This window comes from Flavobacterium sp. (genome assembly GCF_044357305.1).
Taxonomy (GTDB): Bacteria; Bacteroidota; Bacteroidia; order Flavobacteriales; family Flavobacteriaceae; genus Flavobacterium.
Genome location: NZ_JBIKPS010000023.1, coordinates 1 through 15,018, shown reverse-complemented (window position 1 = coordinate 15,018; position 15,018 = coordinate 1). Strand labels below are relative to the sequence as shown.

Below are 15,018 nucleotides of genomic sequence, written 5' to 3'. Positions count from 1 at the left end.
ATTTAAATAAATCTACTAGGATTTCCAACAATTTTTTTTCCGTCAGGAATGTCTTTTAAAACTACTGTTCCAGCGCCTACAAACACATCATTCCCTATTTTAACTCCTTGTTTTACAACACAATTTGCGCCTATAAAAGATCTTGTGCCAACAATAACGTTTCCTGCTAAAACTGCTCCAGGTGCTATATGGACACTATCTGAAATATCACATTCATGTTCAATAACACATGAGGTATTTAATATAACATTTTTGCCTATTTTAACTAATGCATTAATCGTAACATTTCTATTCACAAAAGTTCCATTTCCTATAGTTGCGGATTTTGATATTGATGAAGAAGGACTTATTAATGTAATAACTTCAGCATTTTTAACTGAAATAAGGTTATAAATTCTTTCTCTTATTTTATTATCTCCAATACCTATTAAGTAATTTACATCAATATTTTTATTGAAAAAATCATTTTCATTTTCATTCCCTAAAAAAATTAAGTTAAAAGGATTTTTTTTGACAATTGAATTTTCAGTAAAACCAATAAGATTATATTGATTCTCAATAGCAGTATCTGCAACGACATATGCATGTCCTGAATATCCAATTAAAATAATTTTCTTATCTAACACTACTTGGTATATTTACAATGCGTTCTTCAAGAAACTGGGCATTTAATTGTTCGTCTCTTTGACAGTGTTGGTACATCGGTAAACGATACATCAATTGCCAGATTGGCCTCGTCATAATTTTTGCCACATTCGTTTCAGCTAAAAAAAAATCTCTTTCTGTTTGATTTTCTAACTCAACACACATCAACCAATAATTGGCTTTTGTATTTGGTGTTTCGTCTCTAAATTTTATTCCTGAAACATCAAAAAAAGTTTTATACTCAGCCGCCAACGAACGTTTTTTTTCTAAAAAAACATCAAGTTGTTCTAGTTGGGCACAAGCTAAGGCAGCATTCAAATTGGGCATTCTAAAATTGAAACCCAATTCATCATGATAAAATTCATATGCATGAGGCACTTTAGCTGTTGTAGTTAAATATTTTCCTTTTATACCTAATTGTTCATTTTTAGTTACAATAGCGCCACCACCTCCACAGGTTACAATTTTATTTCCATTAAATGAAAATACTCCCATTTCACCAATACTTCCAGTAGGTTTGTTTTTATATTCACTACCTAATGATTCAGCTGCATCTTCGACTATAGGTATTTTCCATGCATCACAAACTACTTTTAACTCATCAAGATGTACTGGAAATCCAAAAGTATGCATAGGAAGGCATGCACTAATTTTATTTCCTGTTTTTTTATTAAAACATCCCTCATCGCGCAAATCACCATACTCTTCTAAAAATAGAGAAACCGAATTTGGCGACAAACCCATTGTATCCAAATCAACATCTAAAAAAATTGGAGATGCACCATTATATGCAATTGCATTAGCAGTTGCTACAAATGTTAACGCTTGAGTTATTACCTCGTCTCCAGCATTAACTCCCACTAATCGCAAAGCTACTTGTATTCCTGCTGTGCCATTAACAACCGCTACAGATTTTTTAGTGTTTGTAATAGCAGTCATCATTTCTTCAAATTGGTCAACATATGCACCAACTGAAGAAACAAAAGTAGAGTCTATAGTTTCTAATAAATATTTCTTTTCATTTCCTTCAAAAGAGGGGGTATGTAACGAAATAAAACCTTTTGACTTATAACAGTCTTGAATGAATGAAATCGTATTTTTAATTTTCTGCATAATTACATTTTAGAATCTAAGTATTTACCTATTTCATTATGTCCGAAATCTGGTATCATCTTAATAAACAAGTCAACTATTTTTTCTTTATTCCACTTTCCTTCTTTCTTTAAAGTATCTATTGTTTGAGTAAAAAGATTTAATTTCTCTTCATCAAAATTTAAGTTGTTTTTAATTACACCTAAATTTTCAAATCGATTCATATCTAAGACTTCGTTTTCCGTAAAAAATTCTTCAAAATCTTTTTCTCCAGTGGTATCACTAATTGTAAACAAGCAAGGCCATTTACCCTCTGCAGGTAATGTTTCCATTAGTAATCTAGCTTCATCTTCATCTTTACAATAAAATGGCTGATATCCAAGCTCGTTTAAGTATTTTACTGCAATATCTGAAAAAGTAATCAGATGCAAACTTACACTTAATTTAGGAAAAAAAATATCTCTATTTTCTCCAAAAACACATGACATCAAACACAATTGTCCTGATTCTTCTGGTATAACAAAATAACGCTTGATGTCATTAGGTGCAACTATAGGTTGCTTTTTCATAATCCTTTGATTAAATCCATGCAATAATGAGCCATCAGAAAAAGCAACATTAGCAAAACGAGCAGTAGAAATAGCTATTTCTTTGCTTCTGCGCATCAGAAACATTTCCATGATTCTTTTAGAAGCGCCCATCATATTTACTGGATTAGCCGCTTTATCAGTAGAAACGCAAAAATATTTTTTAACTCCTTTAGCAATTGATTGTTGAATGGTTTTATCTGTATTGAATATATTTACATTTATCATTCTCATCAATGTAAATGGATCCTTCTCGCTTCGAACATGTTTTAGGGCTGATAGATTTAAAACATAATCATATTTACCATCCGATTCTATAAAAGAATCATATTCTGTAGATCCAATATCTAATGCAAAAGTTTGAAAGTCACCATCAATATAGCCAAAAGAACTTCGAATATCACGAACTAATTCAACCATATTATTTTCACTGATATCAACTACATGTAACTTTAAAGGATTCCGCTTAAATATTTCTTTAGTAACGGCTTGTCCGATTGAACCGGCTCCTCCAATAACTAAGAAGGTAGAAGATGAAACTATTTCGCTTAATTTATTTTTATAAGAATAAATATCTTGTTTAAAAAGCTGGTCTGTCCGTCCTATAAGTTTTAATATATTCATGATTTTTAAAAATTACTATTTTACAATATTGCATTATTTCCGTAATATATTCCTTTAAGATTATATACAACTGCATTTTCTTGCTATAAAGGAATTATGTATTGAAATAGGAATTCTATTTTTGTTACTCCTATATAAGATTTCATTATACTTGATAGTACTTAGCTTTATTGACTAATAAGATATTACAAAAAAAGTTTGGAATTGCAAGTAGTGAGTTAATAAGATGAAAGGTGAAATATACTCAGTTATTACTTATGTTAAATAGACTTGTGGATGATAAATAGTGTCTTAAATTCCGTTTTATTTTAAAAAGCTTACTAAATCTAAATTTTAGTTTATCGAAAATCATGACTATTTATTTTAAAGATAATTCACGAATTACCTTTACCCCTAGCAAACTACAGAGTATCCTTTGTTAAGAAAATGTTCGCATAGATTGGAACCAATAAAACCAGCTCCTCCTGTGATTATTATTTTAACACTTGTATTTTTGGATTCCATTTCAATAACTTAACTGTTTTTTTTTGAAATGCCTTTTTTAATTTTAGTAGTGATAAATAAATAAACACCAGAAGCTATAAATGCAATGATAAACATTTCAAGGTTAATGTTGGTTTTTTGTAATAAAAAAGCACTTAGTAACACGATAAAGGATAAGGTTGCTATAATTAATGTGGAATTGATATGTGAAAATCCGTAATCTATAAAACAATGGTGGAGATGGTTTCTATCTGCCTTAAAAGGGCTATTGCCTTTTTTTACTCGGAGGATAAATACTCTTAAGGTATCTAATAAAGGAAAGGAAAGAAGTGCTATTATGAAAACAGGTCCATTACTTAATTGGAATGGCAAATTGGCCGTTTGATTTATGGTAAGAAAATTTATGGATTGGTATACTATTATAAACCCAATGACCATAGAGCCTGTGTCGCCCATAAATATTTTTCTTTTGGAGGATACATTGTATTTCAAAAAAGCAATTAAGGGTCCGATTAACGATAGGGAGATTAACAATTGTGTTATTTGTTTGTTTATTAAAAAATAAAAACCAAAAAACACAAATATTATTAATGCAATGGAGGCAGCTAATCCGTCAATGCCATCAATTAAGTTGTATGCATTGATTACTAAAATAAAGGCAAAGTAAGTGAAGAGTATAGAAATAATGTAAGGCAATTCATAAATGCCCAAAAATCCATCAAAAGTTACCACGTGAACATCGGATAAAAACAGAACAATACTTGCAGCCATTAGCTGTGCAATCAGTTTTTTTAAAGGAGAGATGTTAATTAAATCGTCTTTTACGCCAATGAAAAATAAGATTAAAAGGGCCGCAATCAGATCTAATAACGCACTACTTTGAAAGTGCTTACTTAAAATGGATCCGGTTATTGCAATGGATAATGTGAAACCAAAAAATATTCCTATTCCTCCTAAAGTTGGGGTTTTATGTTGGTGCGAACTCCTTTCTTCTGGCTCCTGATGTAGATTTTTAACGTTACTTAAATTAATTATTACCGGGAATAATTTATAAGACATTAAAAAGGAAAAAAGAACTATGCAAAACGCTCCAAGAAAATAATATTCTTTGAGGTAACTTATTATTATTTCCATAGTATTAATTTTTTATCCAGTAAACTGGATTGGTTAAGCTGTTTGGGTATTGGGTTTATTACTTGAACGTGGTGGTGCTTTTTATGTGGTTTTTTTGCCACAGATTGCACGGATTGGTACTGATGCGCTTCGCTTGACATAGATTAGAACAGATTTTATTGGTTTATGCTTTTGCGATTGTTATTTTTTTCCGCAGATTACGCGGAATGCGCGGAATTCATAGAATATATTTGTTGCTTAATCTAGGGTTGTTTTTGTGTACTGAACACCGAACACTGCCCCACTGATTTTGAAATTGTAATTGATTTTTTCCCGCAGAATGCGCAGAATTCACAGAATATATTTGCTGCTTAATCTATTGAAATTTGATATTGCTATTGAAATTGTTATTTTTTTTGCCACAGATTGCACGGATTGGTACAGATGCGCTTCGCTTAACACAGATTAGAACGGATTTTATTCGGTAATGTGTTTTGCGATTTTTATTTTTTTTCCCGCAGAATGCGCAGAATTCACAGAATATCATTGTTGCAATTATATGTTGATTTTTGATATTGTTATTGATATTGTTATTTTTTTTGCCACAGATTGCACGGATTGGTACAGATGCGCTTCGCTTGACACAGATTAGAACAGATTTTATTCGGTAATGTGTTTTGCGATTGTTATTTTTCCCGCAGAATGCGCGGAATTCACAGAATAGTATTGTTGTAATTATCTATTGAAATTTGAAATTGTTATTTTTTAAACCACATAGGGTTATAGTTTTATTATGTGTAAAGGCGCTTCGCTTAACAAAGAGAACTTAGTTATTGGTATTGCTATTGTATTGCCATAGATTTTTGCAATTGTCATTGTTACTTCTTAAACCTGCAACCCACCACCAACCACCTAATAAAGAAACCCAAACAACCAAAGCGGAATTTTATTTGCCATGCCATATTCAAGGTCATCGAGTGCGAGATAACTTTGTTTAAGATTTTTTATTTGTTTGTGGTTCTTAGATTTTCCACCTATTTCAAAAATGTATTGGTGGTCCACCAGAAAATCACTTTCATCAATATATTCTAGTTTGTGATGCACACTTACTTGATTTAAAAAAAAAGTTTCGCGAATAGTACCAATGTTAGCTTGATCTGGAGAAAGGGCATATTGCAAATTGGTGTTTTCTAAATATATTTTATTGGGTTTTTGCAATTGGGTAATTCCCTTGGCATCTTTGTATAAGTTTCTGGTGATATGGGCTTCTTCTAAAAAATACAAATAACTTACAAATGTATTTCTGTTTACCCCTATTCTTTCGCTTAATTTACTCACATTGGGCACAAATGGAACCGATTGAGATATGATTTGTAGCAGCTGTCGTAATTTGGCTATATAGGCTACTTCTACTTTTCGGAGTAGCGGTAATTCTATTTCAAGAATTAAATTGAGTACTTCTTCAATTCTATAAAAATACAATTCGGGCACTTCCTGAAAAAAAGGATAATAACCATGGTGCAAATAGTCGTTAAAATACTGTAATGGCTTAATTTTTTTATTTATTTCACTGGCAATAGACACATGTTGGTCTAAAATTTCGGATAAGGTGTATTTGGGTAATTGCAAACCCAAGTTTAAATTTACATATTCCCTATACGACAAACCTTGCATGGTATATACCACAGCTCGCCTACTGAGATCGGCTCTCGCATTGAGAATTTCTAACAAGGACGAGGCGGTAAAAACAATTTTTAACTCGGGGTAATCATCGTATATGTTTTTTAATTCCTGTGACCAATTAGGATATTTATGTACTTCATCTAAGAAAAGATAGTTTCCTCCTTGCTTTACAAATTGATCTGCTAGTGCACTAAGGGTGTTTTCAGTAAACCAAATACTGTCTAAACTTACATATAAAGTGGCCTTATCAATAGGCAGATTTTTCTTTATGTATTGTAAAAGCAGCGTAGTTTTGCCTACTCCTCTTGCTCCTTTTATGCCTATTAACCGCGCCTCCCAGTGAATCGTATCCATTATACTCCTAGTAAAATGCATGGGAGTTGCATTAATTTTACGGAGGTGTTTTTCAAATAGTGTTGTCATTATTGCTTAATTGAGATAGCAAATATAACTATTTTTTGCTTAATATAATAAGCATTTTTGTAATTTTTTGCTTAACAGGTAAAGCATTTTTCCTACTTATTAAATTCCTAAACCTAAACCTAAAACCCTAAACCAAGAAACCAAAAATCTAACACCTAATGTAAAAACCCAAACAACCAAAGCGGGATATTTTTGTCGCTCCCTATTTCGATGTTGTCTTTTACTATATAGGAATTTGGGAGGTTTTTTTAGTTGTGTTTGTTTTATAAGTGACCCTGCAATGCCATTTTATAAAGGGTATCTATTTAGGTTACTAATTGGTCAATAAAAAATTTTCTAATTGTACGATTTCTATTCCTTCGACAGTATTACCCGAAAAAGGCTCCATAGTAATTACTATTTTAGGATAATTGTCTTTGATGGCTAATAGGTTTCCGAACTCTCGCTCTAAAGTTTGCTTTTCATGAATACTTAGCGCTACTTGAATGTATTTTTTTTCTCCATTTTTTTCGGCAATAAAATCAATTTCTTTATCGCCAAGCATACCAATGCTTATTTTATACCCACAATAAGCCAAATGATTGTAAACTGCATTTTCTATTATTTTCGCTCGATCCTCTAAACGGTATCCCCAAAGTGCATTACGAATCCCTAAATTTTCGAAGTAATATTTTTCGCCAATTTCAAATATCCGTTTTCCGATAATATCATAACGCGATACTGCTTGAATTATGAAAGCATTGACTAAATATCGGTTATAAATCTGTACTTGATTGGGGGCTATATTAATTCGTTGTGATTTTAAAAAATCACTAATTTTTTTTGCTGAAAATATACTTCCTGTATTTGAAGCCAAAAACAAAACGAGTTGTTCTAAGAAAGATACATTTCGAACGGAATACCTATTGATAATATCTCTATAAATAATGGTACTATAAATGTTTTTTAAATATTCGAATACAATTTCATCTTCTAGTTTTAAATGCTTCAAATAAGGTAATCCGCCATATTTAAGATATAAATTTAAATTTTTAACATTGGTTTCTAATTGCTGAAACATTAAAAATTCTGAATAAGAAAGACTATACACTTGAATTTCTATAACTCGTCCACTTAAAAAACCTGCTATATCACCAGACAATAAATTGGCATTACTTCCTGTACAGTAAATATCAAGTTGTAAATCTAGAAGTAGCGAGCGTAACGCTAATTCAAATTCGATGATATCTTGAATTTCGTCTATAAATACATATGTTTTTCCTGTTTGCGATTTGTTTAGAAGCACATAATCGTTTAAATCATTAGCTGTTTTAATAGCTGAAAAAGCAAGATCTTCTTTATTAATATATACTATAGTTGCAGCTGGATTTTGACTTAAAATTTCCTGAATAATTTGGTATAACAAATAACTTTTTCCAACCCTACGCTGCCCCGTGAAGACCTTAATTAGATTGGTGTTCCTAAAAGGTCGCACTTTTTCTAAATAGACCGTTCGTCTAATAGTATTTTCAGGAAGTTTGAATTTCACCATTTGTTATAGATATACTTTTAATAAGTAACAAATATATAAAAAGTTATAGTTATGTCTATAACTTATAATAGGGTTTTATTTGTTGTTTTTAGTTTGTGGTTTATGGTTTGTTGTTTATGGTTTGTTGTTTATGGTTTGTGGTTTGTGGTTTATTGTTTATGGTTTGTTGTTTATGGTTTGTTGTTTGTGGTTTGTTGTTTATGGTTTGTTGTTTATGGTTTGTTGTTTGTGGTTTGTTGTTTATGGTTTGTTGTTTGTGGTTTGTTGTTTATGGTTTGTTGTTTATGGTTTGTTGTTTATGGTTTGTTGTTTGTGGTTTGTTGTTTATGGTTTGTTGTTTATGGTTTGTTGTTTGTGGTTTGTTGTTTATGGTTTGTTGTTTGTTGTTTGTGGTTTGTTGTTTATGGTTTGTGGTTTGTTGTTTGTGGTTTGTTGTTTATGGTTTGTTGTTTATGGTTTGTTGTTTGTGGTTTGTTGTTTGTGGTTTGTTGTTTGTGGTTTTCTACTATACCTAAAGCATAAGATCCAAAACCCAAGACCCAAAACCTTAAACCCACCAACTAATACAAAAACCCAAATAACCAAAGCGGGATATTATTGTCGTTACCTATTTCTATAGTGTCTTTAACGATATAGGAATTGGGGATGTTTTTTAGTTGTGTTTGTTTTTTGGTTTTTCCACCTACTTCAAAAGAATAGAGGTTGTTAACTGTGAAATCTACTTGTTTTGATGCAAATACTGTATTGTTTTGGTTCACTTGATTAAAAAAAAACGTTTCACGAATGCTACCCTCATTAGGAGTGGAAACTAAATTGTACATCAAACTGGCATTATGAACATAAATTTTTTCGGGCTTGCCCAAACTATTAATTCCTTTGTCTTCTGTGTACAATAAATTCAAAAGTTGTGCATCATTCAATAGGTTTAAATAATTTTTCATGGTATTTAAACTAATGCCACTGCGCTCACTTATAGAATTCATATTGGGTTTAAATGGCACGGAACTACTAATGATTGCCATTAATTTTTTTAATAATATAACGTTAGAAGGTGAAATGACAGCATATTGTGGAATATCGACTTCTAAAACGGTGAGCAGTATCTCGCTTAATTTTTGATGAAATGATTTTTTATTTTCTAAATAAAATGGATAATAACCATGGTGTAAATAATCGGCAAAATAGTGTAGCGGTTTTACTTTTTGATGGATGTCAATAGCAATTGCCACATGATTTTCTATTATTTGTTCAACGGAATAGGAGTTTAGAGGTGCTTTAGTTTCAAATTGTAAAAATTCTCTAAACGATAATCCTGGCATTTCATATACTACAGCTCGCCTGCTTAAATCGGCTTTGGCCTGATGAATATGCAACAAAGAGGAACTTGTAAAAACTAGCTTCAAGTTGGGCATGTCATCGTAAATGTTTTTTAATTCAACAGCCCAATTTTTGTATTTGTGTACTTCATCAATGGCTATAAATTCGCCACCTTTTTTATAAAAATCAGTAACTAAATCGTATAAATTATTTTCAAGAAAATAAAGGTGATCTAAACTGATATATAAAACACGTTTGTCTGGTTGGTAATTTAATTTTATATGTTGTAGTACTAATGTTGTTTTTCCTACACCTCTACTGCCTTTGATTCCAATAAATCGGTTATCCCAATCGATGGTGTCTATAAAACTTCGAACCGAATCGGTTGCTGTTGCTGCGTATTTTTCATAAAACAGGGATACTAATTTTTCCATAAGTACTCTTTTTTATGCAAAAATAGGATAAATGTCAATAGGTTGCTACTTTTTATGGGTAAAAATATCAATGGATTGATGTTTTTATCGTGTTTTTATCTCAATACGTTGATGTTTTTTTATGTTTTTACTAAGAGATTTAACTTTTTTATTCTATTTTGGTATCTGTTAATTGATACCAAAAACTAATTGATTGTTATTGCTCTTTTTATTAATCACATAGTGTCATAAGCTTATGCAGGGAATTAAGGCGCCTCGCTTGAAAAAGAAAACTTAGTTATGGAGTTGCATTATCTTTGTTTCTATGTGGTTAATTTTTTCCCGCAGATTGCGCGGAATTCACAGAATATTATAGTTGCAATTATATGTTGAAATTTGAAACTGGTTTTTTTGCCAAAGATTGCACGGATTAGTGCAGATGCGCTTCGCTTAACAGATTAGAACTGATTATAATCGTTAATATGTTTTGAAATTTGTTTTTATCCCGCAGATTATGCGGAATTCACAGATGATTATTGTTGCAATTATCTACTGAAATTATATTTTTTAAAGCCCATAGGGTCATAATTTTATGCAGGTAACTAAGGCGCTTCGCTTGACAAAGAAAACTTAGTTATGCAGTTGCATTATCTATGTTTCTATGTGGTTAATTTTTTCCCGCAGAATGCGCGGAATTCACAGAATATTATTGTTGCAATTATATGTTGATTTTTGAAACTGGTTTTTTTGCCAAAGATTGCACGGATTAGTGCAGATGCGCTTCGCTTAGCAGATTAGAACTGATTATAATCGTTAATGTGTTTTGCAATTGATTATTTTCCACAGATTGCGCGGAATTCACAGAATATTAATGTTCCTGCTTAATCTATGGCTGTTTTTGTGTACTGATAACTGATTACGGAACACTGATTTTGAAATTGTAATTGATTTTTTCCCGCAGAATGCGCAGAATTCACAGATTTCTGTTGTTGCTTAATCTATGGTTGTTTTTATGTACTGATTACTGAACACTGATGACTGAACACTAATCACTGAATACTGCTCACTACCCTCTAATTATGCCCCTTTTTCACGTTTTCTAAATCACTTGCGACCATTTCTTTTACTAATCCGGCAAGATCGTATTGTGGTTTCCAACCTAATTGTGTTTTCGATTTTGTTGGGTCTCCCAATAATAAATCTACTTCGGTAGGACGGTAGTATTGTGGGTCTACTCGAACTACTACGGTACCTATTGGCAATTGGTATTCTGGATTATTACACGCTATTATTGTAGCAGTTTCATTTTCGTTTTCTCCTTCAAATGCTAATTCCATTCCTACTTCTGCGAAAGCATAACGAACAAAATCACGGATGTAAGTAGTAACTCCAGTAGCAATTACGTAGTCTTCGGCAACGTCTTGTTGCAAAATGCGCCACATAGCTTCCACATAATCTTTAGCATGCCCCCAGTCTCTTTGGGAATTCAAATTTCCTAAGTACAAGCAATCTTGTTTACCTAAAGCGATAGCAGCGGTTGCCATTGTAATTTTACGGGTAACAAAGGTTTCCCCTCTTCGTGGCGATTCGTGGTTGAATAGGATTCCGTTGCAGGCAAATATATCATAAGCTTCGCGGTAGTTTTTGGTAATCCAAAAGCCATAAATTTTGGCAACTCCGTAAGGAGAACGAGGATAAAACGGCGAATTTTCATCGTAAAATCCTGCAGCATTTTTATTTTCAGCCAAACCTCCATACAATTCGGAAGTTGAAGCCTGGTAAATTCTTGTTTTCTTTTCTAGACCCAAAATACGTACGGCTTCTAGAACTCTTAAAGTTCCGATACCATCCACATTAGCAACATATTCCGGGGAATCAAAGGAAACTTTTACATGCGACATTGCCCCAAGATTATAAATTTCGTCGGGTTGTGTTTCTTGAATAATTCTAATAAGGTTAGTAGAATCGGTTAAATCTCCGTAATGCAATTTGAAATTGACATTATTTTCGTGTTGGTCTCTATATATATGATCTATTCTTTGGGTATTAAATGAGGATGCTCTTCTTTTAATTCCATGAACTATATATCCTTTTTCTAATAATAGTTCCGCTAAATAAGATCCATCTTGCCCTGTTACTCCGGTGATTAATGCTGTTTTTTGTTTTGTGCTCATTGTTTTTTTGGGTATTGGGTTCTGGGTTTTGGGTTCTAGGTTCTGGGTTCTAGGTTATGAGTTCTAGGTTATGAGTTTAGAAGGTTATGAGTTTAGTTAATGCAAATAAACCTTATTTTTACACTTCTAACTTCTTTCTTCTAACTTCTTTCTTCCCTCTTCTAACTTCCCTCTTCTAACTTCCCTCTTCCCACTTCTAACTTCGTACTTTTAACTATATTTCAATTCCTTAAAACTCTCTATGTTTTCTAAAAACCAAGCGTAGGTTTTTGCAATACCATCTTCTAAATTCACTTGGTGTTTCCAGCCAAGGTCGTGCATTTTAGAAATATCCATTAATTTTCTTGGAGTGCCATCGGGTTTGCTGGCATCCCAAATTATTTCTCCTTGGTGGCCTACAATTTTCTGAATGGTAGTGGCCAAATCGTGAATGGTTAAATCTTCTCCAGTTCCAACATTATAAAGATAATCTGGTAATTTATTTTCTAATGCAAATACTACTGCTGCGGCCATATCGTCTACAAATAGAAATTCCCGCATTGGGGTACCGCTTCCCCAAAGGGTTACGGGTGCATTATTGTTTTCTTTGGCTTCATGAAACTTACGCATCATGGCAGGTAAAACGTGGGAACTGTTTAAATCAAAATTGTCGTGGGTGCCATATAAATTAGTAGGCATCAAGCTTACATAATCTTTACCAAATTGGTTGCGGATGGCTTGACAGGTTTTAACTCCAGTGATTTTTGCCAAAGCATACCATTCGTTAGTAGGTTCTAAACTATCGGTAAGTAAATATTCTTCTTTAAGTGGCTGTGGCGCCATTTTAGGATAAATACAAGAGCTTCCTAAAAATAGGAATTTTTCAACGCCTAATTTATGTGCGCTATCCAAAAGGTTGTTTTGAATTTGCATGTTTTCCATCAAAAATTGGTATGGAAAATTGTTGTTTGCCAAAATACCGCCAACTTTAGCAGCAGCATCAATGATTACTTGGGGTTGTTCTTTAGCAATGAAATTGGTAACGTCTTGTTGGTTTTTTAAATCCAAGTCTTTGCTAGAAACTCCAATAAGATTGGTGTACCCTTTAGCAATTAGTGTTCGCCAGATGGCACTTCCTACCATTCCGTTATGACCTGCGATGTATATTTTTTTATTTTTGGACATCTTTTATATTTCGACATAAAATTAAGGGAGATTTTTTAATTAATCTAACCTTAAAGTCATTTTTTTTTAGGTTAGTGCCGATTGCATCGCCTCAAGATTTTGATACACTTCTTTCACGGCTTGTGAATGTTCTTTTTGCAAAACCATTAGCGCATCGGGAGTGTTAATAAACAAACAATTGTGCATTCCTACAAAGGTGGTGTGCATATCGGTACCAATGACCATATTGCCATTAGCATCTACAGGATGTCCTTTTTGTGCTAGATAATCATAAACCGATTCGAAGGACCCTAAATCGGACCAATCAAAACTAGTTGGCACTACTTTTATATTGGCAGAACGTTCCATAACGGCATAGTCTACACTGATCGATGGAATTTGCATCGATAAATCTAAATCTAAAAATCCGTTTTGGTTTGCTTCCCAAGCTTTTTTGGAGGTACGAAATACTTCTGGTTCTTGTTTTTCTAATTCTGATAAGAACAAGCCCGCTTTAAAACAAAAAAGACCGCTATTCCAAAAGTAATTACCACTATTTAAATAGGTGGTTGCGGTAGCTAAGTTGGGTTTTTCGTGAAAAGCAATCACATTTTCGCCTTCAAATTCGATATACCCATAACCCGTTTCTGGCTTAGTGGGTTGAATACCAAAGGTGACCAAGAAATCTTGGTTGGCTAGGGCAATGGCTTGCTGCACCGAGTTGGTGTACAAGTCGCTGCCTTCAATAACGTGATCGGAAGGGGTGATGAGCAACACATCATCAGGGTGGGAGGAAAATGCTGCAAAGGCAATTGCTGCAGCTGTGTTTCGTGGTGTTGCTTCTACGATATGGGTAAACGAAGTATCGAATTTAGTCATTACCGCATTGCTCATTTGGTAATTTTCGATATTTCCTACCACTATCAATTGGTTCGTGGCATCGGCATTTCGGGCTACGGTTTTCTCAAAAAGAGATTGTCCGTCAAAAAGCTCCAAGTATTGTTTGGGTTGGCTTTTTCTAGAAAGCGGCCAAAGCCTGCTTCCTACACCGCCGGTGAGAACTACTAGAGTTACGTTAGATTTAGTAGGCATAAAGGTTTTTTTGATTTTGGGAACAAAAAAAGGGTTATTTCTGCGCGTTTTCTAGTTATTTGTTAAAAAATTCTTTCCGTAAACCGCTACTAGAGAAGCGGTGGTCTTGGGTATTAAAATATAATTTGATTTCTTTTTCTTCACCCTATTTTCTGGCAGTGAAGTCTTTTTCTATCTTTTTATTTATTTTGTTTTTTCCAATTCAAAAAAAGGTTTTTTTAAGAACTTTGTAGCACAGTTTTAATATTTAAAACAGTCTGAATTGGTACGGGTTCCCCATGGTTAGTCACGGTTGTGCTACCCAAATTGGCATTCTAATTTAAACACCATCCCTGTGGTAGTGTAAACTCTAAAAGAACTCTAAAAAACATCCTAAAGGCAATTCTTAAGATTCTCTTAATTAAATCACAAAACTACTTGCATTTCTCTAAAGTTTTCGAAAATATAGTGACAATAAAGTCCTAATAAGGAATAAATAATTTTTATAGGACTTGTATTTTAATTTTTAATTTATATAATTTAAACACCTATTTTTAATTTCGTCCTTTGATTTACACTATTAACAACAATAGTTTTCAATGTTTTTTTGGATAATTTGATTACTAATTAGTAATTGAAATAATTATTACAAATTACTGCATTAAATTATTATTATTTTGGTTCAACTTGGTTCAAGTTTAAAATTTTAACAATTGTTT

At 32.7% G+C, this 15,018-nt stretch carries 11 protein-coding genes and 2 pseudogenes; 1 reads left to right on the top strand and 12 read right to left on the bottom strand.

What is annotated here, in order from left to right:
* Positions 1 to 2: 2 nt before the first annotated feature.
* The 7 genes and pseudogenes from ACIQ2J_RS12210 to ACIQ2J_RS12180 all read right to left on the bottom strand — a co-directional run bounded on the left by ACIQ2J_RS12210 (position 3) and on the right by ACIQ2J_RS12180 (position 8,181).
* Positions 3 to 626: an acetyltransferase gene (locus tag ACIQ2J_RS12210; RefSeq protein ID WP_396170196.1), complete on the bottom strand. Its 624-nt coding sequence runs from the start codon at positions 624 to 626 to the stop codon at positions 3 to 5.
* Positions 616 to 1,758 (bottom strand): LegC family aminotransferase, encoded by a 1,143-nt coding sequence (locus tag ACIQ2J_RS12205; RefSeq protein WP_396170193.1) that lies wholly within the window; start codon positions 1,756 to 1,758, stop codon positions 616 to 618. The genes ACIQ2J_RS12210 and ACIQ2J_RS12205 overlap by 11 nt, the downstream gene beginning before the upstream one ends.
* Before the next feature lie 2 nt (positions 1,759 to 1,760).
* Positions 1,761 to 2,948: a UDP-N-acetylglucosamine 4,6-dehydratase gene (locus tag ACIQ2J_RS12200; protein ID WP_396170191.1), complete on the bottom strand. Its 1,188-nt coding sequence runs from the start codon at positions 2,946 to 2,948 to the stop codon at positions 1,761 to 1,763.
* A gap of 396 nt (positions 2,949 to 3,344) precedes the next feature.
* Positions 3,345 to 3,452, bottom strand: a pseudogene (locus ACIQ2J_RS12195) (NAD-dependent epimerase/dehydratase family protein); the annotation flags it as partial.
* A 9-nt stretch (positions 3,453 to 3,461) separates the two neighbouring features.
* The gene (locus ACIQ2J_RS12190) at positions 3,462 to 4,565 is read right to left on the bottom strand and encodes an MraY family glycosyltransferase (protein WP_396170189.1); all 1,104 of its coding nucleotides are present in this window, start codon (positions 4,563 to 4,565) and stop codon (positions 3,462 to 3,464) included.
* Positions 4,566 to 5,456: 891 nt separating this feature from the next.
* Complete coding sequence (locus ACIQ2J_RS12185; RefSeq protein ID WP_396170187.1) at positions 5,457 to 6,650, bottom strand: ATP-binding protein; 1,194 nt, start codon at positions 6,648 to 6,650, stop codon at positions 5,457 to 5,459.
* A gap of 313 nt (positions 6,651 to 6,963) precedes the next feature.
* Complete coding sequence (locus tag ACIQ2J_RS12180) at positions 6,964 to 8,181, bottom strand: ATP-binding protein (RefSeq protein ID WP_396170185.1); 1,218 nt, start codon at positions 8,179 to 8,181, stop codon at positions 6,964 to 6,966.
* Positions 8,182 to 8,232: 51 nt separating this feature from the next.
* Between ACIQ2J_RS12180 and ACIQ2J_RS12175 the strand changes: the two genes are divergently transcribed.
* Positions 8,233 to 8,703: a hypothetical protein gene (locus tag ACIQ2J_RS12175; RefSeq protein WP_396170183.1), complete on the top strand. Its 471-nt coding sequence runs from the start codon at positions 8,233 to 8,235 to the stop codon at positions 8,701 to 8,703.
* Between the two features lie 38 nt (positions 8,704 to 8,741).
* On the opposite strand, the gene ACIQ2J_RS12170 is transcribed toward ACIQ2J_RS12175, so the two are convergent.
* The 5 genes and pseudogenes from ACIQ2J_RS12170 to ACIQ2J_RS12150 form a co-directional block, all read right to left on the bottom strand.
* Complete coding sequence (locus ACIQ2J_RS12170) at positions 8,742 to 9,932, bottom strand: ATP-binding protein (protein WP_396170181.1); 1,191 nt, start codon at positions 9,930 to 9,932, stop codon at positions 8,742 to 8,744.
* Between the two features lie 1,052 nt (positions 9,933 to 10,984).
* Entirely contained in the window at positions 10,985 to 12,085 is a 1,101-nt protein-coding gene (gene gmd / locus ACIQ2J_RS12165; RefSeq protein WP_396170178.1) for a GDP-mannose 4,6-dehydratase, read from the bottom strand.
* A 210-nt stretch (positions 12,086 to 12,295) separates the two neighbouring features.
* A complete protein-coding gene (locus ACIQ2J_RS12160) occupies positions 12,296 to 13,249 on the bottom strand; it encodes a GDP-L-fucose synthase family protein (protein ID WP_396170176.1) in 954 nt (317 codons plus the stop codon).
* 66 nt (positions 13,250 to 13,315) lie between these two features.
* Positions 13,316 to 14,320: a mannose-1-phosphate guanylyltransferase gene (locus ACIQ2J_RS12155; RefSeq protein ID WP_396170174.1), complete on the bottom strand. Its 1,005-nt coding sequence runs from the start codon at positions 14,318 to 14,320 to the stop codon at positions 13,316 to 13,318.
* A 55-nt stretch (positions 14,321 to 14,375) separates the two neighbouring features.
* Positions 14,376 to 14,462 (bottom strand): annotated as a pseudogene (locus ACIQ2J_RS12150) (glycerol-3-phosphate cytidylyltransferase); the annotation flags it as partial.
* Positions 14,463 to 15,018 lie beyond the last annotated feature (556 nt).

Excerpts from the sequence above, each read along its gene's own strand:
- ACIQ2J_RS12205 (WP_396170193.1), bottom strand. The coding sequence starts at position 1,758 with ATGCAGAAAATTAAAAATACGATTTCATTCATTCAAGACTGTTATAAG.
- ACIQ2J_RS12190 (WP_396170189.1), bottom strand. The coding sequence starts at position 4,565 with ATGGAAATAATAATAAGTTACCTCAAAGAATATTATTTTCTTGGAGCG.
- ACIQ2J_RS12180 (WP_396170185.1), bottom strand. The coding sequence starts at position 8,181 with ATGGTGAAATTCAAACTTCCTGAAAATACTATTAGACGAACGGTCTAT.
- ACIQ2J_RS12155 (WP_396170174.1), bottom strand. The coding sequence starts at position 14,320 with ATGCCTACTAAATCTAACGTAACTCTAGTAGTTCTCACCGGCGGTGTA.
- ACIQ2J_RS12160 (WP_396170176.1), bottom strand. The coding sequence starts at position 13,249 with ATGTCCAAAAATAAAAAAATATACATCGCAGGTCATAACGGAATGGTA.
- ACIQ2J_RS12185 (WP_396170187.1), bottom strand. The coding sequence starts at position 6,650 with ATGACAACACTATTTGAAAAACACCTCCGTAAAATTAATGCAACTCCC.
- ACIQ2J_RS12170 (WP_396170181.1), bottom strand. The coding sequence starts at position 9,932 with ATGGAAAAATTAGTATCCCTGTTTTATGAAAAATACGCAGCAACAGCA.
- gmd (WP_396170178.1), bottom strand. The coding sequence starts at position 12,085 with ATGAGCACAAAACAAAAAACAGCATTAATCACCGGAGTAACAGGGCAA.
- ACIQ2J_RS12200 (WP_396170191.1), bottom strand. The coding sequence starts at position 2,948 with ATGAATATATTAAAACTTATAGGACGGACAGACCAGCTTTTTAAACAA.
- ACIQ2J_RS12175 (WP_396170183.1), top strand. The coding sequence starts at position 8,233 with ATGTCTATAACTTATAATAGGGTTTTATTTGTTGTTTTTAGTTTGTGG.